Origin of the sequence: Nonomuraea sp. NPDC052116, from assembly GCF_040680035.1 — a bacterium.
Lineage (GTDB): Bacteria > Actinomycetota > Actinomycetes > Streptosporangiales > Streptosporangiaceae > Nonomuraea > Nonomuraea angiospora_A.
The window spans coordinates 24,110-45,058 of record NZ_JBFAWA010000064.1; the positions used below are offsets into that span (position 1 = coordinate 24,110).

Sequence of the window (20,949 nt, forward strand, 5' to 3'; positions counted from 1 at the left end):
GTCCGGCGTTGAACGTCCCGTTCCTAGGCTCGCCCGCATGAACACTGTGACCATCGAGCCGAGCGTCCTGTACTTCGGGACCCCGGTCGTCCTGCTCTCCACCGAGAACCCGGACGGGACGTTCAACCTCGCCCCGATGTCCTCGGCCTGGGCGCTGGGCCAGGTGATCGTGCTGGGGCTGGGCGCCGAGGGGCAGACCGCCCGCAACCTCATGAGCCGCCCGGAGGTGGTCGTCAACCTGCCCGCTCCCCACCAGTGGGAGGCGGTCGAACGGCTGGCGCCCCTCACCGGCCGGCACCCGGTGCCGGCGACCAAGCACGCGGGCTGCCGGTACGAGCCCGGCAAGTTCGCCGCGGCCGGGCTGCGGCCCGAGCCATCCGAGACCGTGCGGCCGCCGCGCGTGGCCGAGTGCCCCCTCCAGTTCGAGGCGCGGGCGGAGCGGGTGGGCCACGACGTCTCGGGGTCGTTCGTGATCGCGGAGGCCGTCGTGAGCAGGGTGCACGCGGACCCGCGCATCGTGGTGCCCGGCACCCAGCACGTGAACCCGGGCACGTGGAGCCCGCTCATCTACAACTTCCGCCACTACTTCGGCCTCGGCCCCGAGCTCGGCCACTCCTACCGCAGCCAGACGCCCCGCTAGGGCAGCCGGCGGACCTTGAGCACGCTGTCCGTGCGGGCGCCGTGCCGGCCGTCCGGCTCGTCCTGGGCGCGCTCGTACTCCTCGCGGACCTGCACCTCCCACTCCCCCTCCGGGAGGCCGAGAGCGTCCAGGACCTCCTGCGCCGTCGGGAAGTGCACCTCGACGGGCGGGTTGTGCTCCCAGGACGGCCATCCCACGTGCCCGACGACCAGCAGCACCCCGCCGGGGGCGACCGCCGACGCGGCGGCGCGCAGGATCTCCTCGCGCGGCAGGTCCACGAACGAGTGCAGGAAGCAGGCGGAGACGAGGTCGAAGACACCTTCGGGGAAGGACACGCCCAGGTCGTGGCGCTGCCAGTCGATGCGGTCGGCGACGCCCGCCTCCTTGGCGTGCCCGGCGGCGCGTTCGAGCGCCACGCCGGAGACGTCGGCCGCGGTGACCCGCCATCCCCTGCCCGCGAGCCAGATCGCGTCGCCTCCCTCGCCGGACCCCAGGTCCAGCGCCGTGCCGGGCTCGAGGTCCGACACCTCACGGACGAGCGTCACATTGGGGTTCCCACTCCAGATCCGGGTCTTCTCGGCGTAACGGGCATCCCAGTACTCCTCAGGCGCCCCGAGGGAGGCGACGTAAGAGGCGTCCATGGCGGCGACGGCGCGGCGGGTCTCCTCGGCGACCAGGTCGGCGTTGATCGCCGCCGCCGCCCGCACTCCCGCCGCCGCGGCGCCGATGACCTGCTCGTTCAGGGTGGTCACGTTCCCCGCCACCCACACCCCGGGCACGCCGGTGGCGCCCATCGGGTCGGCGGGCACGCGGGTGCCGATCACGTGCCCGGACATCTCCATCTCCTCCGTCTCCAGCCCCAGCGCCGCGAGCAGGCCCGCCTGGGCGGTGAGAAGGCCGGCGGTCGCCAGCGCCTGGCAGGCGACCACGCGCCCGTCGGCGAGCCGCACCCCGGACAGCCTGCCGTCCGTCACCTCCAGGCCCGCCACCTTGCCCTCGACCACGGATACGCCCCTGGCGGCGAGCTGGCGCCGCTGGTCGTGGCCGAGCTCGGGCGCGGTGTGCGGGAAGAAGGTCACGTCCGCGCTCCACTGCCGCCACAGCAGCGCCTGGTGAACGGAGAGCGGTCCCGTGCCCAGGATCGCGATCGCCTGGTCGCGCACCTCCCAGCCGTGGCAGTACGGGCAGTGGAGCACGTCCTTGCCCCACCGCTCGGCCAGGCCCGGCACGTCCGGCAGCTCGTCGGTCAGGCCGGTGGTGACCAGCAGCCGGTCCGCCTCGACCGTGGCGCCGTCCGCCAGCGCGACGCGGAAGCCCCCGGCGTCGAGCCGCTCGGCGGTGGTGACGGTGCCGGTCACGATCTCCCCGCCGTACCCGCTCACCTCCTTCCGGCCCGCGGCCAGCAGTTCGAGCGGCGAGAGTCCCTCGCGCCCCAGGTACGTGTGCACGCCCTCGGCGGGCGCGTTGCGCGGCCGGCCGGCGTCGACCACCAGCACCTTGCGCCGCGCCCGGCCCAGCGTGAGCGCCCCGCTCAGTCCCGCGGCCCCGCCCCCGACCACCACGACGTCGTACTTCGCGTCCATCTCGCCTCTCCTCACGGTGATTCCGATGTCCGACACTGTCCGCGCCCGGCGGCCGATTTGACAAATTTCATTGCCGAAATGGCAAAGTGGGTCGCATGGACGACCTCGACGACGTACTCCAGTCCGTGGGGCCGCGGCTGCGGTCGGTGCGCCAGGAGCGTGGCGAGACGCTGGCGCAGCTGTCCGCGAGCACCGGCATCTCCGTCAGCACCCTGTCCCGCCTGGAGTCGGGTCAGCGCAAACCGACCCTGGAGCTGCTCCTGCTGCTGGCCCGGGCCTACCAGGTCCAGCTCGACGAGCTGATCGACGCGCCGGTGACCGGTGACCCGCGCGTGCATCTGCGCCCCTTCAAACGGCACGGCACGACGTTCATCCCGCTGAGCCGCCGGCCCGGCGGGGTGCAGGCGTACAAGCAGATCCTCCCGCCGCACTGGCCGGGCTACGAGCCGGGGCCGTCGGAGCAGAAGGTCCACGAGGGCTACGAGTGGATCTACGTGCTGTCGGGGCGGCTGCGGCTGCTCCTCGGGGAGCATGACGTGATCCTGGCGGAGGGGGAGGTGGCGGAGTTCGACACGCGGACGCCGCACGCGTCCGCCAATCCCGGCCCGGAGCCGACCGAGATCCTCGCCCTGTTCGGCCCTCAGGGGGAGCGCATGCACGTCCGCGCCCGCCCGACCGCCCGGTGAACACCCGGTGGTCTGGTGCATGATGATGCACGTGACCGAGTCGGTGATGCGGTGGGTGCGGCGGCACCGGCCGGACGGCAACCCGCTGCGGCGGCGCTCCGACCGCCTGGAGAGCGCCGTGCTGCTCGTGACGGTGGCCCTCGTCCTGCTCAGCGTGTGGCCCGCGGCGGCGGCGGGGCGGCAGTCGTACGAGCACGCGCTGCCGGCGCTCGGCGACGGGCGCCGGGAGGTGGTGGCGACGTTGCTGGCGGACGCGCCGGTCACGCGCCTGTCGTTCGGGGAGGCGCCCCGGAGCGAGCCGGCCCCGGCGCACTGGACGACGCCGTCCGGGCTGGCGACGACCGGCCGCGTGATGGCGCCGCCCCTGGCCAAGGCCGGCACGGAGGTGCGGATCTGGGTCGATCCCGGCGGCCGGCGGGTCAGCGCGCCGCCGAGCCCCGGCGACCTCCGGGTCACGGCCGTGGCGACGACGCTGCTGCTGGTGCTGGTGGCGGCGGTGGTCGCGGGGCTGGGGTTCGCGGGCTTCCGGCTGCTGCTCGACCGGGGACGTTACCGCGAGTGGGAGACCGCCTGGTCGCTGGCCGACGCGCGGTGGCGGCGCCGGCGTTCGTCGTAGACGCCGGGCCGTCGATTCCGTCCTATACCGAAATCGCATGCCCGGTCAGGGCCCGAGTCAAGGGCCTGCCCAGGTCAAGAGCGGTATTCACCCGAATCGCGGTGATCTCCGGGCGTCTAAGGTGTAGGGGATGGGAAGCGTCACCCGGATGAACGGGGTGCGGGCGCGGGGCGTCCTGCCCGGCCAGGCGGAGCTGGAGCCGCCGCGGCCGGTGCGGGCGCCCCGCTGACGCACTCAGGCGTCGGTGCCGAAGCCGTCGAGCGCCTGGCGCTCCTCCAGGTCGCGCAGCTCCTCGAAGACCGTGACGTGCAGGCCCGCGGGCGCGTCCAGCCGGGCGTTCAGCGACTCCCAGGGCGTGACCGTGGGCGGCGCCACCTCCGTCGCACCCGCCGCCACCAGCCGGTCGGTGGTGCCCCGCGCGTCGTCCACCTCGAACGCCACCCGGAGCTTCGGCGCCACCTGCCGTCCCACCTCGACCTCGTCGATCATCTTCTTCTGCGCCGGGTTCGCGATCTCCAGCGTGGCCCGCCCGGCGTCCAGGATCGCCACCCGCGCGCCGTCACCGCCGGAGAACGCGGCCTGCTCGGGAAGGCCCAGCACATCACGGTAGAAGGCCAGCGCGGCCTCGTAGTCCTCGGCCTCCACCACCAGCCGGAGCTGCCGTACGGGGCGGTCGTCGGTGGGTGCGCTCATGCGATCTCCTCAGCGGGAATGCGGGCGTTCATTGCCTCGTGCAACCCACCTGCCCCGTCCGTTCATCCCGCTCGCATGGTTCGAGAAACCTGTAAGTGTTTCCGGGAACCCTCCCGCGTCCGGAAGAGTCCTTCATGCTAAAGGGGCTGCCTCTGGGGAGGCTGTATGGACGGGGTCTTACACACGGCTGCCATCGTGCTGCTCGCGCTGGTCGTCCTCACCGCGATCCGGACGCAATTCGCGTTGTTCCGCGCCCGTTCCGTCGCGGCGCGCGGGAGCCACCAGTTGAGCGTCTACGAGGCGGCGTTCCTCGCGGGCGGGCCGCGGCGGGTCATCAACGCGGCGCTGGTGTCGCTGGTCTCGCAGGGCGGGGTGCGGGTGTCGACCGAGGGGCTGGTCACGCCGGTGAAGGGGTTCCGCGTGACCAAGTCGGTGCCGGTCGAGCGGGCGCTCTACCGGCACGTGCGTTCGGGCGGGGGCCCGCACACGACGGCCGAGCTGCGGCATCAGACGGTCCGCGATCACGCGATGCGGCGGCTGGCGACGCCGTTGTGGCGGCAGGGGTTCCTGATGTCGCCGGCCGTCCGGACGCGGTCGCGGCGGCGTACGAGCTGGCTGGCCGTCTTCGCCGGGCTGGCGGCGGTCGTGGCCGTGGTGAGCCTGATCCTGCGCGCCCCGCCGGCCACGATCGTGATCGCCGGGGCGGCCGCCGTCGTCGGCGTGCTCTGCTTCTTCCTGCTGCGGCGCTCCATGGCGAACCCGGTGACCAGGGCCGGGCGGGCCGCTCTGCGGCAGGCCGAGGTCGACGACCTGGCGGACGGGTCCTGGAAGGGCTCGGACGACGCCGGGGTGGTGGCGCTGCGGGGGCTCACCGAGCTGCCGGACCGGCGGCTGGCCGACTCGCTGGGCCGCGACACGCGGGCCAGGAACCACCGCGGGGTGCGGGCGGCGTGCTGCGCGCCCGGCCATTGCGGGTCGTACGGCAGCCCCGCCTACTCCTACGGCGACCCCTCGTACGAGGGCAGATTCTTCGACTTCGGCGGCCTGTTCGACGGCGGCGGCGGGTCCCACGGCCATGACGGCGGCGGAGGCTGGGGCGGCTCCGACGGAGGAGACGGCGGGTCCGACAGCGGGGGCGGAGGCGGGTGCGGCGGTGGGGGTGGAGGCGCCGGGTGCGGCGGCGGCGGAAGCCAGTGACGCCGCCGTTCCCGCTCAGCCCCGCCCGTAGCGGTCCTCGGCCCGCCAGAAGTACCAGAACCCGAAGATCAGCGAGAACACCGCCCAGAACACGCACGACAGCCACACCGTCCGCGGCGGGACATGACTCCCGATCAGGATGTCGCGCATCCACTCGATGTAGGAGGCCGCCGGGTTCAGGTACATCACCGTCGCCACCCACTCCGGCAGGCGCGCGCTGTTGACGACCTTGTCATGGATGGCGAAGAACACCCCGGACGCGTACAGCCACGTCCGCATGATGAACGGCAGCAACTGGCTGAGATCCCGCACCGTGGACCCCAGCCTGGCCAGCACCAGCCCCGCCCCGATGTTGAACGACGTCTGCAGCGCCAGCACGATCGGCACCATGAGCCAGAACCACGTGGGGAACTCCCCCGTCACCGTCACGATCAGCAGCAGCACCCCCATGGAGATGGTGAGCTGCTGCAGCTCCTGGATCGTGTACGCCAGCGGCAGCGACGCCCGGGGGAAGTGCAGGGCGCGGATCAGCGACAGGTTGCCGGAGATCGACTTGGCGCCCGCGGTGACGGTCCGCTGCGTGTACGTGAACACGAACATCCCGGTGAGCAGGAACGCCGGGTAGTTGTCGATGTTCTTGCTGCCGCCGAGGATGAGGCCGAACATCACGTAGTAGATGGCCGCGTTCAGCAGTGGAGTGAGGATCTGCCAGAGCTGGCCCAGGGCGGACCCCGAGTATTTCGAGACGTTGCGCGAGGTCGCGTACGTCAGGATGAAGTGCCGCCGCTCCCACAGCTGGCGCGTGTAGACCGGCAGTCTCGGGCGCGCGATGGCGGGGCGCAGCCCGTGTCGCCTGGCGAGTTCGGCCAGTGACCCGCTCTCCGGCGGGGCGTTGTCCAGTTGGCTCATGAGCACCTCACTGCGTTGCGGTCCCCGGCCCCGGTCGTGGCGGCGCGCGCCCGTTCCCGATGCCGAGGCTAACGGATCAACCGGCGTCATCGCAGCTAGCGGGCGGTAGCGGTTTCCGTGCGGCGTGGCCTGGGCGGTGTCCTTATCGGGCGATGCAGGGACGCACCATCCCATCCGGCACCGCGTGGGCCACGACCCGCCCGCGCAGGAGGCCGGTCGCCATCGCGGCCGCCTCCCGGACCCCCATGGTCATCGTGGCCTGCCTCTCCTGGAACCGGGTCGTCGGGACGGACACCGTGAACACGCCCGTCGGCGAACCCGTCCCGTCGAAGAAGGGCGCCGACACGCAGCACACGCCCTCGCTGAACTCCTCACGATCCACCGCGTAGCCCTGCCTGCGCACCCGGGCCAGCTCGACGGTGAGGTGGTCGTGGTCGACGATCGTGCGCGGGGTGACCGCCTTGAGCTCCACTCCCTTGAACATCGCCGCCACCTGGTCCTCCGGCAGGAAGGCGAGCACCGCCTTGCAGGAGGCGCGCGCGTGCAGGTGCCCGGTGTAGCCGACGTCGAGCTCGCCGACGCTCATCGCGTGCGGCCCGGAGATGTAGTGCTGCAACGTCAGCGTTCCGTGCTGCCAGCCGGAGATGTAGGACGTCTCGTGCGTCCTGTCGTGCAGCCGGGCCAGGATCACCGCCAGCTCGGGTGCCGGCCCCGCCCGGCGCTGGAGGTGCCGGTTCAGCGACGCCGCCCGGTGGCCGACGTCGTAACGGCCGCCGGAAAGGCGCACCACGTAGCCGCCGGCCAGCAGCGTGCGCAGGAGGTGGTAGCAGGTGCCGAGCTTGATGCCGAGCTGGCGGCTGAGCACCTTCGCGGTGGCGGTGCCGTCCGCGGCGGCCACGGCCTCCAGCACCTGCAGGCCGCGTTCCAGCGTGAGCAGCACGGTCTTCCCGCCGGCCTCCGGCTCGCTCATGTCCGCCTCCCTGTCAGGTCCCGCCGGGCGAGTACGCCCGCGGTCTCCATCATGGTGCGCCGGGCCCCGGCCACGTCAGCGGGGCGCGGTCGCGCCGAAGGGGGCGGCCGATTTTCGACTATCTGAAATTCCGCAGGTGGGCGCGTGATCCGGCCGGTCGCCCCCGCCTAGCGTTATGACGCCCCAGAAACCGGCCCTCCAAGGAGAGACCCGATGATCCGCCGCTGGAATCCCGCCACGCTGGCCCCGCCGATCGGCCAGTACAGTCACCTCGCCTCGGTCCCGGCGGACCATGAGCTGGTGATGATCTCCGGCCAGGTCGGCGCGCTGCCGGACGGCACCCTCGCGGGCCCGGACGCGGAGACGCAGACGCGGCAGATCTTCGCCAACATCGAGCTGCTGCTCGACTCGCTCGGCGCGGGGCCGCAGCACCTGGTGAAACTGTTCACCCTGGTCGCGGGCGTCGAACACGTCGCGGGCTGCCGCGCGGCGCGGGCGGAGACGTTCGCGAAGTGGTATCCGGACGGCGACTGGCCCGCCCATTCGCTCGCGGTGGTCACGGCCCTGGCCGATCCGGCGCTGACCGTCGAGATCGAGGGCGTGGCCGCCCTGCCGCGCCGATGAGCCCGGAGGACTTCCGAGGGCTCTTCCCCGCGCTGCGCTCAACGGTATGGCTGGACACGCCGGGCGTTCCTCCCGGTGCGGACCCGGTGACCGAGGCCATGCACCAGGCCGTGTCCGACTGGTCCACCGGCGAGCTCGACTGGCCCGCCTGGGACGCGGCGGCGGCCCGGGCCCGCGCCCTGTTCGCCCGGCTGATCGGGGTCGAACCCGCCACGGTGTCGGCCCTCGGCTCGCTCTCCGAGGCTGCCGCCACGATCGCCGCGTCCCTGCCGCCCGGCCGGATCGTGGTGGCGGCCGAGGAGTTCCGCAGCAACCTGTTCCCGTGGCTGGCCCGGCACGACGTGGTCGCCGTCCCGGCGCGCGACGGGGAGACCCGGGTGGAGGATCTGATCGCCGCACTGGACGACGACACCGTCCTGCTCGCCGTCAGCGAGGTGACCAGCAGGGAGGGGCAGCGCCTCGACCTGCCCGCCCTGCGGGAGGCGACCGACCGCGTGGGCGCGCGGCTGTTCGTCAACCTCACGCAGTCGCTGGGCGCGCTGCGCTACGACCCGGCGGCTGTGCGCCCCGATTACCTCGCCGTACACGGCTACAAGTGGTTGTTGTGCCCGCGTGGCGCGGCCTGGCTCGTCACCAGGCCCGACCGGCTCGGCGGCCTGACGCCGCTCGCGCCGAGCTGGAAGTCCACCAGCCCTCCGCACGGGTACTTCGGCGGCCCCATGCGGTTGACGGACGATGCCGGCCGGTGCGACACCTCCCCCGCCTGGTTCTCCTGGATCGGCGCCTGCGCGGCCCTCCGCCTGTTCCGCTCGCTGGACGCCGGCCGCGTCGAGCGGCACTGCCTCGATCTCGCGCGGCAGCTCACCGAGGAGGCGCGAAGGGCCGGGTTCCGGCGGGTGGTGAACGGCCCGCTCTCCCAGATCGTCGTGCTGCGCACCGATCATGCCGACCGCCTCTCCGCGCGGCTGCGCGAACGGGGCGTGCGGGCGACCGCGCTCGGCGACCGCGTGCGTTTCGGCTTTCACTACTTCAACAACGAGGACGACGTACGGGCGACGTTGAGCGTCCTCACCGACGGGAGGATCACGCCTTGAGGTAGGCGAGCACGGCCAGCACGTTCATGGCCGCGATCACCGTGTCGTTCCGGAGCCAGAAGGCGAGGAACTCCCGCTCGGTCAGGTCCCCGCGGATGACGACGTCATGGGCGAGGCCGGGCGGGACGTGGCCGACGTACTCCATGCCCAGGTCGTACTGGTCGGTGTAGAAGTAGGGCAGCTCGTCGTAGGCGGCCTGCCGGCCGAGCATGGCGCGGGCGGCCACGGCGGGCTGGTTGAGCGCGTTGGCCCAGTGCTCGACGCGGATGTGCCCGCCCAGGAGGGGGTGGTAGGCGTTGGCGACGTCGCCGGCGGCGAAGATGTCGGGATCGCCGGTGCGCAGGTCGGCTGTGGTGATGACGCCGTTGTCGACCGGCAGCCCCGCGGCGGCGGCCAGATCGGTCTCCGGGACGGCGCCGATGCCGGCCACCACGGCGTCCGCGTCGATGCGCGTGCCGTCGGCCAGCCGTACGCCGGCCTCGGTGACCGCGGCGAGGCGGGCGCCGAGCCGCCGCCGACGCCGTGCAGGCGCCGCGCAACACGGTCTCGTTCCACCTGGACAAACTGGTGGCCGAAGGGCTGCTCGAAGCCGTCTACGAACGCCGCACCGGCCGCACCGGGCCCGGCGCCGGCCGCCCGGCCAAGCTCTACCGGCGCGCGCTCGGGCAGATCACGATCTCCCTGCCGGACCGGCGCTACGAAACCGCCGCCCACCTGCTCGCCGACGCCCTCCACGAAGCGCAGGCCTCAGGAGAGCCCCCACGCGACGTGCTCGACCGGCGGGCCCGCGAACTGGGCAGAGAGCTCGGCCGCGAGGCCCGCCCCGCCGACCCCGCCCCCGACCCGCGCGCCGCGGTCGTGCCGGCCCTGGAAGCCCTCGGATTCGAGCCCCGCGCCGAAGGCGACACCATCACCCTCGTCAACTGCCCCTTCCACAGCCTGGCCCGGCAGCACACCGAGCTGGTCTGCGGCATGAACCTCTGTCTCCTCACCGGCCTCCTCGAAGGCCTCGCCGCGACAGGCGTCACCGCCCGCCTGGAACCCGCCCCCGAACACTGCTGCGTCCGCCTCCACCCGACCGGCCAGACCCCCTGCTGAGACCGGATCTCGCGGCGCGCCGGGCAGGGGTTGCCGGGCAGGGGTTGCCGGGCAGGGGTTCAGGAGGGGGCGACGTTCACGCCCGTCACCGCGAAGCGTTCGACGGTCGCCACGTGGCCGCCGGTGGACGCCACGACGGTCAGCGTCCGCCCCGGGGGCGCCTTGAAGGAGACCCGGGCCGACCACGGCGAGCCGGTCCCGCCGGCGCCCACGCAGCACGACTCCCCCATCGGGGTGGTCGAGCCGGGCCGGCGGACCTGGACCTTGACGCTCTCGTCCACGCCCGTGATCCGGCCGCCCACGGTCAGCGGGGACCGCACGGTGGCGCCGTAGCGGGGTCTGGTGAGCGAGAGCGAGGTGTCGTCCGTGCCCACCACCTCCCACGGCGCGTCCTCGCCCGAGCCGAACTTGACCAGGTGCACGACTGCCGCCACCAGCAGTCGCGGGCCCTCCTCGGCCTGGTAGGCGACGTGCACCCGCGCGTGGTCGCCCTGCCGGACGGACTTGGCGACCCGGTCGATCTCGGTGAAGCGGAGGAAGTCTCGGGTGAAGGCGAGCGCGGTGCGGCGGGCGTCGAGGTGCCACGCCTCGCGGCCGTCCCTGCGGTGCGCCTCCCGCCACGCCATCGCCTCGCCGGGAGTGGAGAACGGCCACAGCGGCTGGTAGCGGCCGGCGACCAGGCCCCCGCCAGGGGCCGGCGTGCCGGGAGGCGTGGTCGTAGCACTGCCCGGCGGGGTGGTCTCCTCGGGTGAGGCCGTCCCGGGGACCGAGCCCCGCGGGTCGCCCACGGCCCCGCAGCCGGCGGTCGCCACCGCGAGCACGATGAGCACCTGTAGGGCCGGCCCGGTGAAGCGTTTCATGCGGCACCTCCTGACAGTGGCGATCATGCCCGGCCGGCTACCGAGGTATCCCAGCCGACGGCCTCTGATCAGCAGCGAAACGACGGGCGCCAGTATCCCAGCCCACCGCCTCTGATCTGCGGCGAAACGCCGGGGCCACTACATGCCGTGGATGCGCCGGCCCGCGATCTGGTGGGGGACGATGCGGATGTAGAGGCGGCGTTCGCCGCCCGCCCAGGGCGTGACGCCCGAGTCGGCCACCTCCTCCATCTCGTCCGCCGTCACGTGGTGGGCGGGCCCCTGCACGAGGACGCTCCACCCTTCGCGGTTGGCCTCGTCGATCTTGTCGACCTCGAACGCGATCTTGATGTCCACCCCTTCCAGCCCCGAACGCAGGTCCTGGTCCATCGGGCCGCCGGACGCGGTGCGGAAGACGATCACGCCGTGGTGCAGCTTGTAGTTGACGGGCAGCACGGTGGGCCCGCGCGAGCCGCTGAACGCCACCCGCCCGATCCCGCCCGGCGAGATCAGCCGCAGGCACTCCTCCGGGTCCAGCACCTCCATCGTCGGGTTGGCCATGGCGGGGCCGTGCCCGGGTGGGCGGTCCAGGCCGCCGCCCAGCAGCTCGTGCACCGTGGTCTGCAGCGCGTCCGCCAGGCGGTAGAGGGCCCCGGTGTCCGGCATATCGGGATTTTCCTCCAGGTATCTCAGGTAACCCGCCGACATGGCCGCACGCTCGGCGACCTGCTCACGGGTCAGGCCGAGGCGTTCGCGGCAGTGGATGAGGCGGCGTCCGAGATCTCCGGTGCCAGTCATGATCGTTTCTCCTCGCGTGTGGCTACGGCGCGCGGTGCCGTTCACGCGTGCCTCGTGGTGGCCGGCGTCGATGGAGAGCCGGCCTCCGCGGTAGCGGATCGGCGTCGAACGGCGGCGCGCGGCGCACGGGCCCGAGCGCGCCGTTCATGGCCGTCCCACCGGCACGCGGCCGGAGACGTCCGTGTCGGCCAGATCGGCGACCACGACGTCCGCCCCGGCGGCCAGCATCGCCCGGGCACCGGTCCCCGCGGCGGCCCGCGGCCCGTTTCCCGGCACCCCTGACCCGCTCCTGTCCACCCCGACGACCAGGCCGAACCCACCCTTCCGCGCGGCCTCGACGCCCGGCAGCGCGTCCTCCACGATCGCCACCACGCCGGGGGCCAGCTCCAGGCGGCGCGCGGCCTCCAGGAACAGCGCGGGATCCGGCTTGCCGGGCAGCCCCAGCTCGGCGGCGTCCTCCCCGCCGACCACCACGTCGAACAGGTGCAGCAGGCCCGCCGACGACACCACCGCCCGGCAGTGCCTGCTGGCCGAGACGACGCCGGTGCGGCAGCCGCGCTGCCGCAGCTCGTGCAGCAAGGCGACGGTGGAGGGGAAGGCGGCCACGCCGTGGTGCGCGATCGCCTCCACGAACAGCGCGTCCTTGGCCAGCCCCAGCCCGTGTACGGTCTCCGCCCCCGGCTCGTCCTGCGGGCCGCCCTCGGGGATCGAGATGCCGCGCGAGGCCAGGAACGTGCGCACCCCGTCCAGCCGGGGCCGCCCGTCCACGAAGGCCAGGTAGTCGGCGCGCACGTCGAACGGCGCGGAACGGCCCCGCAGGAACGCGTCGAACACGTGCTTCCACGCGGCGGCGTGCACCCGCGCCGTGTCGGTGACCACCCCGTCGGTGTCGAAGACGACCGCCCGGAGCATGGTCAGGTCGAAGGTGGCCATATCCAGCACGCTACCCACGCTCGCGGTGCCCAGCCGTGCCGCCTGACCAGGTACGACACGCCTTCCGGGCCGGCGTCCTCACGGGCACCCCGTGGCGGCGAAGGCGAGGAACTGGGTCACCTCGCGCTGGTCGAAGTTGTCGTCCGAGCCGATCACCAGCGTGCACGACCCGTCGGCCAGGCGCGGCCCCCAGGCCAGGCTCTCGAGGTTCTGGACCGGGGGCCGGAAGGAGCCGAGGTCGTAGACCAGCCGCTTGGTCACCGGCCGATATGGTCTGCCCTGCGCCAGGTCGTCCCTGGTCAGCACGTTCGTGGCGCCGCGCAGGTCGATCTCGTAGAGCTTGACCCGGTAGTTGACGCCCTGGATCCAGGACCGCTCCAGCGCGAGATAGCGGTCATCGTCGATCGCCAGGATCTCCGACACCCCGCTGTCGGCGTCCCCCTCGGGCGGGATCGGCGCGGTGGGCAGGGGATCCAGCGGGTAGGCGTACTGGGCGCGCGCGATGCCCATGCGGTTCCACACGGTCAGGCGCGCGGGCGCGCCACGCGCCACCGAGGGCACGGGTCCGTCCTCGTGGCGCGGGCCCTCGGTGACGGCGGTGATGCCGCTTTCCGTGACCGCCACCCCTTCGAAGCCGAAATTACGCCTGGGCCCTCTTTCGGTGTCCGTCAGCCGCAAATTCGGCGGCACCCGCAATTCTCCGGCATTACGTCCTTGAAGGTCAGTCGTGTGCACCGCGGCGGCGGAAATCGGAATGTCCTGCTGGGCGCCGTCCGGCCGGTCCCCCTCGTCTCCCCATATCAGCCGCCCGCTCCACCGGTCGTACCTGATCGACTCGGGGTCGGCCGAGCCCGGCCGGCCGTACGCCGCGTACGGCGTGCCGTCGGCCCTGGTCAGCGTCCTGACCCCGGTCAGCCGCACGCCGACGAACTCCCCCGTGTCCCGGTCGAAGTCCAGTTGCCCGGTGTAGAAGCGGGCGGGGTTGTAGCGCCGGCGGTCGTCGGAGACGAAATACCAGGTGCCGGTGCCGGGATCGCGGTCGATCCCCGACAGCCCGCCCACCGTGGTGTCCTCGAACTTCAGCAGGTGCGCCAGCCGCTGCTCCCCGAGGAAGCGCGTGATCCGCACGGGATCCCGCTGCGCCGCCGACGCCGGAGGGGCGGCGCTCGCCACCACCGTGAAAGCGACGGCGATTTGCATGATTCGCCGCGAACGAGCCATCTGACCCCCGTAATTCGATGCCGAACCGACGGAGAAAATGAAAGCGCGGATCAGAGGCGAAGTCCACGGACAAATAACAGCACGCCGCCCATCAAAAAGGGCAAATCACTGCAAGAAAGCCGTTCAGGCGTCCCGCAAAGAGACGGCCACGCCGTCGAGGATGAGCCGCAGCCCGTGCGCGAACGCCTCCTCGCTTGTGGGGGCCCCGCCCTCGCGCACGCCGGCGACCGTGAGAGGGTAGTCGGCGTACGCGTCCAGGTCCCGGGCCTGGCCCCGCTCCCGGCGTTCGCGCTGGGCCTGCTCGTTGAGCACGAAGCCGAGGGTGTAGTGGCTGACGGACCCGATGGCGTGCAGGCCCTGACCGGGCGTGAACCCCAGCCCGACCATGGTCTTGAGCTCCTCCTCGAACCCCCGCGCCACGCTCGCGCCCGGGTCGCTCCCGGTGACCAGCCGCGCCCCGTCACGGTGGCTCAGCAGCGTGCGCCGGTAGCGGTGGGCGCGCCGGGTCAGCCACTCCCGCCAGGTCTCGTCCTCGCCGGGGCCGCCCATCTCGGGGGCGAGCAGCTCGCGCGCCATCTCGTCCAGCAGTTCCTGCTTGTTGCGGAAGTGCCAGTAGAGGGCCGGGTTCTGCACGCCGAGGCGGGCGGCGAGGCGGCGTACCGACAGCCCGTCCAGGCCCACCTCGTCGAGCAGTTCCAGCGCGGCGCGCACGACGGTGTCCCGCGCCAGTCCCTTCTGTGCCATCGCGGGACACCTTAACATCGCTAAGGGCGCGTCCCGATCACTGCGGTGGCGTCCAGTTCGTGCGAGCTCGCCACCCGGGCGGCCAGTCCCGCCCGGGCGACGGCCTCGGCGGTGGCGGCGGCCTGCCGCTCGCTGGTCTCGACCAGGAGGTGGCCACCAGGGGCGAGCCAGCGCGGCGCGCCCGCGATCACCCGCCGCACGACGTCGAGCCCGTCGCCGCCGCCGTCGAGCGCCATGAGCGGCTCGTGCAGCCGGGCCTCGGCGGGCAGCAGGTCGATGGAGGACGACGGCACGTACGGGGGGCTCGCGATCACGAGGTCCACCCGGCCCAGCAGCGAGGCGGGCAACGGCTCGTACAGGTCGCCCTGGTAGACCTGGCCCGCGAGCGTGCCGCCCGATGGCAGGGGCATGGCGGCCAGGTTGCGGCGGGCGCACCGCACGGCGGCGGGGTCGAGGTCGGCGGCGTGCAGCTCGGCCTCCCCCAGCCCGGCCGCCAGCGCCGCCCCAGCCGCGCCGCTGCCGCAGCACAGGTCGAGGAGGACCGGCGGCCCCGCGACGCGGCGGGCCAGCGCGACGGCCCGGCCGATGAGGAACTCGGTGCGCGGCCTGGGCACGAACACCCCCGGCTCCACGACCATCCGCAGGCCGCAGAACTCCGCCCAGCCGAGGACGTGCTGGAGGGGTTCGCCGGCGACGCGGCGCTCGACCATCGCGGCGAGCTCCGAGGGGGTGCGGGCGGTGGAGACGAGCAGCTCGGCCTCGTCCTCGGCGAACACGCAGCCGGCGGCGCGCAGCCTGGCGACGACGGCGGGGGTGGGGACGGCTGAAGGGACAGATGACGAAAAAACCGACATGAGAGCCTTTCGGGATGCCGATGGGCGCTCCCGTGGTCACCTAATCCTGATCATGGGGAGGGAGCACCCGGCCTGCCACAGCGTTGATGGGTCTCACCTCCTAGGGACGATCTGGCCGTGAGCGTACCAGAGCTTTCTCACCGCGCCCGAGGCGGGATCCCCGGCTCCCGATAGGGTCTGGATCACGACCCCGCGACCTCCTGGGAGAGCGTCATGAGCATCGCCCCGTACACCGTGACCGACCCCGTGGCCGAGCACGGCGAGGGGCCCGTGTGGTCGAGCCGGTGGGGCGGGCTGCGGTGGGTGGACATGCTGGCCGGCGACGTGCTGGCGCTCGACCCGCGGGGCGGGGTGCGCCGCCGCCACGTGGGCAAGGTGGCCGCCGCCCTGCGGCCGCGCACGTCGGGCGGCTACGTGGTCGCGGGCGAGCGCGAGCTGCTGCTGTCCGACGGCGACGATCTGGACGCCCCGCTGCGCTCCCTGGGCGAGGCGTGGAGCGACCCCGGGGTCCGCATGAACGACGGCGGCTGCGACCCCGACGGCCGCTTCTACATCGGCAGCATGGCCTACGACGAGACCCCGGGGGGCGGGTCGTTCTACGTGGCCGGGCCCGGCGGCGACCTGCGGGTGGTGCTGCCGGAGGTGACGATCTCGAACGGGTTCGACTTCAGCCCGGACGGCTCCCTGGCCTACTACGCCGACACCACGACCGGCCGGGTGGACGTGCTCGACTACGACCCGGAGGGCGGGCTGAGCGGGCGCCGCCCGTTCGCGGTCGTCGATCCGGAGCACGGGGCTCCCGACGGGCTGACCGTCGACGCCGAGGGCGGGGTCTGGGTGGCGCTGTGGGAGGGCGCGGCCGTGCGCCGCTACGACGCGAGCGGCCGGCTCGACGCCGTCGTCAGCCTGCCGGTACGGAGGGTCACGGCGGTGACGTTCGGCGGCGAGGGCCTCGACCGGCTGTTCATCACCACCTCCGCGCTCGGCGTGGACCGGGCGGAGCAGCCGGACGCGGGCGCCGTCTTCGCCGCCAACCCCGGCGTCCAGGGGCGGCCGGTCCTCCTCACTACCTTGTGAGGTGCTAACCTAGGCCATCTAGGAAGATAACTAGATGGCTTAGGTTCAGGAGGTGGCCATGGCCCGTGCCGGGCTGACGGCGGACCGGGTGACCGAGGCGGCCGCGGAGCTGGCCGACGAGGTCGGGTTCGACAACATCACCGTGTCCGCGCTGGCACGCCGGTTCGGGGTGGCGGACGCGAGCCTGTACTCGCACGTCAAGAACCTCAAGGACCTGCGGGTCCGGGTGGCGGTCCTGGCCGCCCGCGACCTGGCCGACCGGCTCGCCGACGCGACGGCGGGACGGGCGGGCAAGGAGTCGCTGGCCGGGTTCGCCAGTGCGTGGCGCGAGTTCGCGCGGACCCGTCCCGGCCGCTACCAGGCCACCCAGATGCCCCTGGACGCGGCCGTGGTGGCCGAGTCCGCGGGGCATCTGCGGATCATGTCCATCACGTACGCGCACCTGAGCGCGTACGGGCTGCCGGAGCCGGACCTGACCGACGCCATCCGCCTGCTGCGCAGCACGTACCAGGGATTCTTCAGCCTGGAGGCGAGCGCCGGGTTCAACCACCCGCGCGACCTCCAGGACACCTGGACGAAGATCCTCGACGTGCTGGACGTCGCGCTGAGGCATTGGCCGAGCAACCCCCAAGGAAACGATCATGAATCCCCTCACTGAGAACGACATCCGCGCGTCCTTCGTCAACTGCTCCAAGGGCGAGGCCCGCCGGCTCGGCCTCCCGCGCGACCTGTCCGAGTCCCCCTGGACCGACCTCGACTTCCTGGGTTGGCGTGACCCGGGGGCGCCCGAGCGGGCGTACCTGGTGGCCGAGCGCGACGGCCGGGCGGTCGGTGTGGCGCTGCGCCCGGCGCAGGAGGTGCGCAGGAGCTTCACGAAGTCCACGCTGTGCTCGGTCTGCGTGACGCCGCACTCGGGCACCGGGGTGGCGCTGTTCACCGCGCCCAGGACCGGGGCGGCGGGCCGGCAGGGCAACACGGTCGGCGCCTACATGTGCGCGGACCTGGCCTGCTCCCTCTACGTCCGCGACAAGAAGCGGACGGAGCTGGGCACCCGGTTCGAGTCGCTCACGGTGGAGGAGCGGATCGTACGGGCCGCCGCCAACCTGGACGGGTTCCTGGAGCGGGTGCTCGACGGCGACCTGAAGTGACGCGGCTCGGCGGCGGCCTGAGGGGACGCGGCTTTGTGACGGTGGCCTGAGGCGACGTGCCTCGGTGACCGCGGCCTGAGGCGACGTGCCTCGGTGACGGCGGCCTGAGGTGACGTGGGTTGGCGGGGGCGACGTCCAGCGCGCGTCCGTGGACGGGAAGGGCCGTCCGCGGCGCCGTCCCGGCGCTCTGTGAGGCGCCGGTGTGGGCGTCGCCCATGGCTTGGACAGCGTTTGCCCGCCGGGCGGTTCCATCGAAACGCCGGCGAACCCGCATCCGCGTCAACCCAGCAGCTCAGGCGTGTGATCCTTGAGCGTGTCCAGGAAGGCCGCCGCCAACCGGCTCCGGTGGCCGCTCCGCCTCCGCACGGCGACCACGGGCAGGCCCGCGTCCATGCTCTCTACCTCGATCGCCCGCAGGCTGCCGATGCGCAGCTCCTCGCGGACGCTGCCGGTGGGCATGAGCGCGACGCCCAGCCCGGCCTCGACCAGCCTGCGCTGCGCGGTGAGGCTGTCGATCCTGGTGATCGCGGGTTCGGCCGGCCCGGACGCGAGCAGCAGGCGTTCGAGAAGGTGGCCGAAGGAGTCGGACTGACCCCGCTCGGGCGGGAAGCCGAGCCACCGCTCCCCCTGGAGCTCCCGCAGGTCGGGCAGGCGGCGGGCCGTGACCGGGTGCGAGGCGGCCACCACGACCAGGAGCTTCTCCACACCCAGCGGGATCGACTCCAGCTTGGGGTCGGCGTCGGAGAAGTAGCGAAGGCCCAGGGACGCCTCGCCACCGCGTACGAGTGCGCTCACCTCGCGACTGGTCGCGGTGCGCAGCTCGACCGAGGCGTCGGGGAACTCCGCCTCGAACGCGCGCAGCGCCCGGACGATGTGCGAGTCGGCCAGGGTGCCGACGATGGCCAGGCTGAGGGCCTGCGCCTCGGCGGGCTCCCGCGACAGGTCCCGTACGGCCCGCTCGCCGTCGCGCATCGCGGCGAGGGCGGCCTCGGCGTACGGCAGCAGCGCCTGTCCGGCCTCGGTGAGCACCACCCGGCGACCGGCCCGCTCGAACAGCGCCGCGCCCAGCGAGCGCTCCAGCTCCCTGATCCGGCGGCTGATCGCGGGCTGGGACCGGTCGAGCCTCCTGGACGCCTCCGTGAACCCGCCTGACTGGGCGATGCACACGAACGCCTCAAGCTCTTCCACCGTCACGACCCATCAGTATTCCTGATGTCAAATGTCAGATCTATGCATTTGACGGATCACGACGGCGGCGACGACAGTGAGCTCATGACCGATCAGATGACCAGGGCCGCCCGGTTCCGGGCTCTCCACGAGTGGCCGGAGCCCTTCCTGCTGCCCAATCCGTGGGACGCCGGAACGGCGCGGCTGCTGGCCGGCCTCGGCTTCGAGGCGATCGCCACCACGAGCCTCGGCGTGGCCAACATGCTCGGCCGCACCCGGGCGACCCGGCAGGACATCCTCGACAACTGCCGCCTCATCAGCGAGGCGACGCCGCTGCCCGTGAACGCCGACCTCGAGAACGGCTACGCCGACGAGCCCGCCGAGGCGGCCAAGATGATCGAGGACGCCTGCGCGTACGGCGCCGTCGGGGCGTCCATCGAGGACGCGACGGGCGACCCCCGGACGCCGATCTACGACTTCGGGCTCGCCGTCGAGCGGATCCACGCGGCCGTCGAGGTCGCCCGCGGCCTGCCCGTCCCGCTCGTCCTGACCGCCAGGGCCGAGAACCTCCTGTACGGCGTCGCCGACCTGGACGACACGATCAGGCGGTTGCAGGCGTTCGAGGCGGCGGGCGCCGACGTCCTGTACGCGCCGGGCCTGCGCACGCTCGACCAGATGCGCGCGGTCGTCTCCTCCGTCGGCAGGCCGGTCAACGTCGTGATGGGCTTCGCCGACCCCTCGATCACGCTGGAGCAACTCGCCGAGATCGGCGTGCGCCGGGTGAGCATCGGCGGCGCGCTCTCCCGGCTGGCCCTGCGGTCATTCCTGGACGGAGCCCGGCAGATGCGAGCGGGCCGGTTCGGGTTCGTCACCGAGATGGCCTCGATCTCCGAGCTCCACGAGGCCTTCGCCCCGCCGCCCGAATAGACCGCCATCACCCGAGCTTCCCGAGCACTGCCCCCGAGAACCGCCGCCCGAAGAGATCGCCGCCGCCCGGGCTTCCCGAGAGCCGCCGCCCGGGAATCGTCACCCGAGCAGGTCGCCGATGCGCGGGCTCACCGGGAGAGCAGCCACCGCCAGCGTGGCAGCTCCAGCACCGCGGTGACCACGGCCAGCACCGACACCGCCACGGCCACGACGACGGGCCAGGCGGCCCACGCCGCCGCCACCGCGGCCACGAGTTGCAGCAGGACCAGCGCGATCGTCACCGGCCCCGGCACCGCGACGATCACGTTCCGTTTGTCGCCCGGCGTCGAGAACAGCGTGGGCAGGCCGATCAGCACGACGACCGACAACACGGCCAGCGGCACGGAGTGCGGGGCGAGGGCCCACGGGGTCGCGACCCAGGCGATCAGCTCGGTGGCGAACCGGAACGCGGAGGCGACGCGGTCGTCCGGGCGCGGGGTGGAGGGCATGCGCGCAATCTACCGGGTGCGCCCCACATGATCCGCGGCGGCCTCCGACGTCAGCCGACCACGACCCGCACCCGGGCGAGGTCGCCGATGCGCGTACGGCGCGTCCGGGTCGCCTCCACGCTGGGAGCTCACGCATACGGTCACCAAACGGGTGCCGGGCTCGGGGAAGACGTGCCGGGGCCCTGCCCGCCCGGCCCCGGGTTGTTCGTGTCCACCCGGTAGGACCAGATGCTGTATCCGATGCCGGCGGTGGGCCCGGGGATCGCGGCCCGGCCGGCGAAGGTGACCATCAGCACTGAACACCACTCCCTCGTACGAAGACCCCTCGCTGACCAGGGTCAGGGCCGGCCGGGCGCGGCGCATGAGTATGGCCTACTCAACGTGCGTCCGCGGAAGCGGAATGTCACCTCCGGAGGGAGGGCTCGGGCTAGAAGTCCATGTCGCCGCCCGGCATGGCCGGAGCGGCGGCGTTCTTCTCGGGCTTCTCGGCGATGACGGCCTCGGTGGTGAGGAAGAGCGCCGCGATGGAAGCGGCGTTCTGCAGCGCCGAGCGCGTCACCTTGGCCGGGTCGAGGATGCCCGCCTCGAACATGTTGACGTACTCGCCGGAAGCGGCGTTCAGGCC

26 protein-coding genes are annotated in these 20,949 nt (G+C 72.9%); 11 read left to right on the forward strand and 15 right to left on the reverse strand.

The annotated features are described in order from the left end of the window. Positions 1 to 37: 37 nt before the first annotated feature. Positions 38 to 640, forward strand: coding sequence for a flavin reductase family protein (locus AB0L65_RS60025; protein WP_364266109.1), 603 nt, complete (start codon positions 38 to 40; stop codon positions 638 to 640). Here the strand turns inward: AB0L65_RS60025 and AB0L65_RS60030 are convergent. Then, positions 637 to 2,223 (reverse strand): FAD-dependent oxidoreductase, encoded by a 1,587-nt coding sequence (locus tag AB0L65_RS60030; protein WP_364266111.1) that lies wholly within the window; start codon positions 2,221 to 2,223, stop codon positions 637 to 639. The genes AB0L65_RS60025 and AB0L65_RS60030 overlap by 4 nt on opposite strands. A gap of 95 nt (positions 2,224 to 2,318) precedes the next feature. On the opposite strand from AB0L65_RS60030, the gene AB0L65_RS60035 reads away from it, so the two are divergent. Next, positions 2,319 to 2,909, forward strand: coding sequence for a helix-turn-helix transcriptional regulator (locus AB0L65_RS60035; protein WP_364266113.1), 591 nt, complete (start codon positions 2,319 to 2,321; stop codon positions 2,907 to 2,909). A 31-nt stretch (positions 2,910 to 2,940) separates the two neighbouring features. Then, positions 2,941 to 3,525 (forward strand): hypothetical protein, encoded by a 585-nt coding sequence (locus AB0L65_RS60040; RefSeq protein WP_364266115.1) that lies wholly within the window; start codon positions 2,941 to 2,943, stop codon positions 3,523 to 3,525. Positions 3,526 to 3,759: 234 nt separating this feature from the next. Here AB0L65_RS60040 and AB0L65_RS60045 read toward each other — a convergent pair whose 3' ends face one another. Further along, positions 3,760 to 4,218 carry a VOC family protein gene (locus AB0L65_RS60045; protein WP_364266117.1) on the reverse strand — a complete coding sequence of 153 codons (459 nt, stop codon included), beginning with the start codon at positions 4,216 to 4,218 and terminating at the stop codon, positions 3,760 to 3,762. 165 nt (positions 4,219 to 4,383) lie between these two features. Between AB0L65_RS60045 and AB0L65_RS60050 the strand changes: the two genes are divergently transcribed. Continuing rightward, a complete protein-coding gene (locus AB0L65_RS60050; RefSeq protein WP_364266119.1) occupies positions 4,384 to 5,415 on the forward strand; it encodes a TIGR04222 domain-containing membrane protein in 1,032 nt (343 codons plus the stop codon). A gap of 15 nt (positions 5,416 to 5,430) precedes the next feature. Here the strand turns inward: AB0L65_RS60050 and AB0L65_RS60055 are convergent, their stop codons facing one another. Further along, positions 5,431 to 6,324, reverse strand: coding sequence for an ABC transporter permease (locus AB0L65_RS60055; RefSeq protein WP_350743055.1), 894 nt, complete (start codon positions 6,322 to 6,324; stop codon positions 5,431 to 5,433). Between the two features lie 142 nt (positions 6,325 to 6,466). Beyond that, the gene (locus AB0L65_RS60060) at positions 6,467 to 7,294 is read right to left on the reverse strand and encodes an IclR family transcriptional regulator (RefSeq protein ID WP_364266121.1); all 828 of its coding nucleotides are present in this window, start codon (positions 7,292 to 7,294) and stop codon (positions 6,467 to 6,469) included. Positions 7,295 to 7,507: 213 nt separating this feature from the next. Here AB0L65_RS60060 and AB0L65_RS60065 point away from each other — a divergent pair, with 213 nt between their 5' ends. Both AB0L65_RS60065 and AB0L65_RS60070 read left to right on the forward strand, forming a co-directional pair. After that, the gene (locus AB0L65_RS60065) at positions 7,508 to 7,918 is read left to right on the forward strand and encodes a RidA family protein (protein ID WP_364266123.1); all 411 of its coding nucleotides are present in this window, start codon (positions 7,508 to 7,510) and stop codon (positions 7,916 to 7,918) included. Then, positions 7,915 to 9,012 (forward strand): aminotransferase class V-fold PLP-dependent enzyme, encoded by a 1,098-nt coding sequence (locus AB0L65_RS60070; protein ID WP_364266125.1) that lies wholly within the window; start codon positions 7,915 to 7,917, stop codon positions 9,010 to 9,012. The genes AB0L65_RS60065 and AB0L65_RS60070 overlap by 4 nt, the downstream gene beginning before the upstream one ends. Here AB0L65_RS60070 and AB0L65_RS60075 read toward each other — a convergent pair. Then, on the reverse strand, positions 9,002 to 9,478 hold the full coding sequence (locus AB0L65_RS60075) for an FAD-dependent oxidoreductase (RefSeq protein ID WP_364266162.1): 477 nt from the start codon (positions 9,476 to 9,478) through the stop codon (positions 9,002 to 9,004). The two genes, AB0L65_RS60070 and AB0L65_RS60075, sit on opposite strands and share 11 nt — an antisense overlap. A 56-nt stretch (positions 9,479 to 9,534) precedes the next feature. Between AB0L65_RS60075 and AB0L65_RS60080 the strand changes: the two genes are divergently transcribed. Beyond that, positions 9,535 to 10,110, forward strand: coding sequence for a transcriptional regulator (locus AB0L65_RS60080; protein ID WP_364266127.1), 576 nt, complete (start codon positions 9,535 to 9,537; stop codon positions 10,108 to 10,110). Positions 10,111 to 10,169: 59 nt separating this feature from the next. On the opposite strand, the gene AB0L65_RS60085 is transcribed toward AB0L65_RS60080, so the two are convergent. The 6 genes from AB0L65_RS60085 to AB0L65_RS60110 form a co-directional block, all read right to left on the reverse strand. Further along, complete coding sequence (locus AB0L65_RS60085; RefSeq protein WP_364266129.1) at positions 10,170 to 10,970, reverse strand: hypothetical protein; 801 nt, start codon at positions 10,968 to 10,970, stop codon at positions 10,170 to 10,172. Positions 10,971 to 11,108: 138 nt separating this feature from the next. Next, complete coding sequence (locus AB0L65_RS60090) at positions 11,109 to 11,765, reverse strand: pyridoxamine 5'-phosphate oxidase family protein (RefSeq protein WP_355212112.1); 657 nt, start codon at positions 11,763 to 11,765, stop codon at positions 11,109 to 11,111. Positions 11,766 to 11,909: 144 nt separating this feature from the next. Continuing rightward, positions 11,910 to 12,698 (reverse strand): HAD-IA family hydrolase, encoded by a 789-nt coding sequence (locus AB0L65_RS60095; protein WP_364266131.1) that lies wholly within the window; start codon positions 12,696 to 12,698, stop codon positions 11,910 to 11,912. Positions 12,699 to 12,776: 78 nt separating this feature from the next. Then, positions 12,777 to 13,898 (reverse strand): esterase-like activity of phytase family protein, encoded by a 1,122-nt coding sequence (locus AB0L65_RS60100; RefSeq protein ID WP_364266133.1) that lies wholly within the window; start codon positions 13,896 to 13,898, stop codon positions 12,777 to 12,779. Between the two features lie 144 nt (positions 13,899 to 14,042). Continuing rightward, positions 14,043 to 14,663 carry a TetR/AcrR family transcriptional regulator C-terminal domain-containing protein gene (locus tag AB0L65_RS60105; RefSeq protein ID WP_364266135.1) on the reverse strand — a complete coding sequence of 207 codons (621 nt, stop codon included), beginning with the start codon at positions 14,661 to 14,663 and terminating at the stop codon, positions 14,043 to 14,045. A 20-nt stretch (positions 14,664 to 14,683) separates the two neighbouring features. Continuing rightward, positions 14,684 to 15,517 (reverse strand): putative protein N(5)-glutamine methyltransferase, encoded by an 834-nt coding sequence (locus AB0L65_RS60110; protein ID WP_364266137.1) that lies wholly within the window; start codon positions 15,515 to 15,517, stop codon positions 14,684 to 14,686. A gap of 213 nt (positions 15,518 to 15,730) precedes the next feature. Between AB0L65_RS60110 and AB0L65_RS60115 the strand changes: the two genes are divergently transcribed. From AB0L65_RS60115 to AB0L65_RS60125, 3 genes are read left to right on the forward strand one after another with little or no spacing between them, the layout of a single operon-like run. Continuing rightward, entirely contained in the window at positions 15,731 to 16,594 is an 864-nt protein-coding gene (locus tag AB0L65_RS60115; protein ID WP_364266139.1) for an SMP-30/gluconolactonase/LRE family protein, read from the forward strand. A gap of 58 nt (positions 16,595 to 16,652) precedes the next feature. After that, a complete protein-coding gene (locus AB0L65_RS60120; protein ID WP_364266142.1) occupies positions 16,653 to 17,252 on the forward strand; it encodes a WHG domain-containing protein in 600 nt (199 codons plus the stop codon). Then, a complete protein-coding gene (locus AB0L65_RS60125; protein WP_364266145.1) occupies positions 17,236 to 17,742 on the forward strand; it encodes an FBP domain-containing protein in 507 nt (168 codons plus the stop codon). Before AB0L65_RS60120 ends, AB0L65_RS60125 begins: the two co-directional genes overlap by 17 nt. A gap of 279 nt (positions 17,743 to 18,021) precedes the next feature. Here AB0L65_RS60125 and AB0L65_RS60130 read toward each other — a convergent pair whose 3' ends face one another. Beyond that, complete coding sequence (locus tag AB0L65_RS60130; RefSeq protein ID WP_364266147.1) at positions 18,022 to 18,936, reverse strand: LysR family transcriptional regulator; 915 nt, start codon at positions 18,934 to 18,936, stop codon at positions 18,022 to 18,024. A gap of 78 nt (positions 18,937 to 19,014) precedes the next feature. Between AB0L65_RS60130 and AB0L65_RS60135 the strand changes: the two genes are divergently transcribed. Then, positions 19,015 to 19,836 (forward strand): isocitrate lyase/phosphoenolpyruvate mutase family protein, encoded by an 822-nt coding sequence (locus AB0L65_RS60135; RefSeq protein ID WP_364266150.1) that lies wholly within the window; start codon positions 19,015 to 19,017, stop codon positions 19,834 to 19,836. A 128-nt stretch (positions 19,837 to 19,964) separates the two neighbouring features. On the opposite strand, the gene AB0L65_RS60140 is transcribed toward AB0L65_RS60135, so the two are convergent. The 3 genes from AB0L65_RS60140 to AB0L65_RS60150 all read right to left on the reverse strand — a co-directional run. Continuing rightward, positions 19,965 to 20,324 (reverse strand): hypothetical protein, encoded by a 360-nt coding sequence (locus tag AB0L65_RS60140; protein ID WP_364266153.1) that lies wholly within the window; start codon positions 20,322 to 20,324, stop codon positions 19,965 to 19,967. A 140-nt stretch (positions 20,325 to 20,464) separates the two neighbouring features. Further along, positions 20,465 to 20,620 carry a hypothetical protein gene (locus tag AB0L65_RS60145; RefSeq protein WP_364266156.1) on the reverse strand — a complete coding sequence of 52 codons (156 nt, stop codon included), beginning with the start codon at positions 20,618 to 20,620 and terminating at the stop codon, positions 20,465 to 20,467. A 131-nt stretch (positions 20,621 to 20,751) separates the two neighbouring features. After that, positions 20,752 to 20,949 (reverse strand): TCP-1/cpn60 chaperonin family protein (locus AB0L65_RS60150; protein WP_364266159.1); only part of this gene is annotated, 198 nt, incomplete at its 5' end.

Coding starts and splice junctions, on each gene's coding strand:
- AB0L65_RS60065 (WP_364266123.1), top strand. CDS start 7,508: ATGATCCGCCGCTGGAATCCCGCCACGCTGGCCCCGCCGATCGGCCAG.
- AB0L65_RS60100 (WP_364266133.1), bottom strand. CDS start 13,898: ATGCAAATCGCCGTCGCTTTCACGGTGGTGGCGAGCGCCGCCCCTCCG.
- AB0L65_RS60085 (WP_364266129.1), bottom strand. CDS start 10,970: ATGAAACGCTTCACCGGGCCGGCCCTACAGGTGCTCATCGTGCTCGCG.
- AB0L65_RS60060 (WP_364266121.1), bottom strand. CDS start 7,294: ATGAGCGAGCCGGAGGCCGGCGGGAAGACCGTGCTGCTCACGCTGGAA.
- AB0L65_RS60120 (WP_364266142.1), top strand. CDS start 16,653: ATGGCCCGTGCCGGGCTGACGGCGGACCGGGTGACCGAGGCGGCCGCG.
- AB0L65_RS60025 (WP_364266109.1), top strand. CDS start 38: ATGAACACTGTGACCATCGAGCCGAGCGTCCTGTACTTCGGGACCCCG.
- AB0L65_RS60050 (WP_364266119.1), top strand. CDS start 4,384: ATGGACGGGGTCTTACACACGGCTGCCATCGTGCTGCTCGCGCTGGTC.
- AB0L65_RS60110 (WP_364266137.1), bottom strand. CDS start 15,517: ATGTCGGTTTTTTCGTCATCTGTCCCTTCAGCCGTCCCCACCCCCGCC.
- AB0L65_RS60055 (WP_350743055.1), bottom strand. CDS start 6,324: ATGAGCCAACTGGACAACGCCCCGCCGGAGAGCGGGTCACTGGCCGAA.
- AB0L65_RS60030 (WP_364266111.1), bottom strand. CDS start 2,223: ATGGACGCGAAGTACGACGTCGTGGTGGTCGGGGGCGGGGCCGCGGGA.
- AB0L65_RS60115 (WP_364266139.1), top strand. CDS start 15,731: ATGAGCATCGCCCCGTACACCGTGACCGACCCCGTGGCCGAGCACGGC.
- AB0L65_RS60135 (WP_364266150.1), top strand. CDS start 19,015: ATGACCGATCAGATGACCAGGGCCGCCCGGTTCCGGGCTCTCCACGAG.
- AB0L65_RS60125 (WP_364266145.1), top strand. CDS start 17,236: ATGAATCCCCTCACTGAGAACGACATCCGCGCGTCCTTCGTCAACTGC.
- AB0L65_RS60090 (WP_355212112.1), bottom strand. CDS start 11,765: ATGACTGGCACCGGAGATCTCGGACGCCGCCTCATCCACTGCCGCGAA.
- AB0L65_RS60070 (WP_364266125.1), top strand. CDS start 7,915: ATGAGCCCGGAGGACTTCCGAGGGCTCTTCCCCGCGCTGCGCTCAACG.
- AB0L65_RS60140 (WP_364266153.1), bottom strand. CDS start 20,324: ATGCCCTCCACCCCGCGCCCGGACGACCGCGTCGCCTCCGCGTTCCGG.
- AB0L65_RS60095 (WP_364266131.1), bottom strand. CDS start 12,698: ATGGCCACCTTCGACCTGACCATGCTCCGGGCGGTCGTCTTCGACACC.
- AB0L65_RS60045 (WP_364266117.1), bottom strand. CDS start 4,218: ATGAGCGCACCCACCGACGACCGCCCCGTACGGCAGCTCCGGCTGGTG.
- AB0L65_RS60035 (WP_364266113.1), top strand. CDS start 2,319: ATGGACGACCTCGACGACGTACTCCAGTCCGTGGGGCCGCGGCTGCGG.
- AB0L65_RS60105 (WP_364266135.1), bottom strand. CDS start 14,663: ATGGCACAGAAGGGACTGGCGCGGGACACCGTCGTGCGCGCCGCGCTG.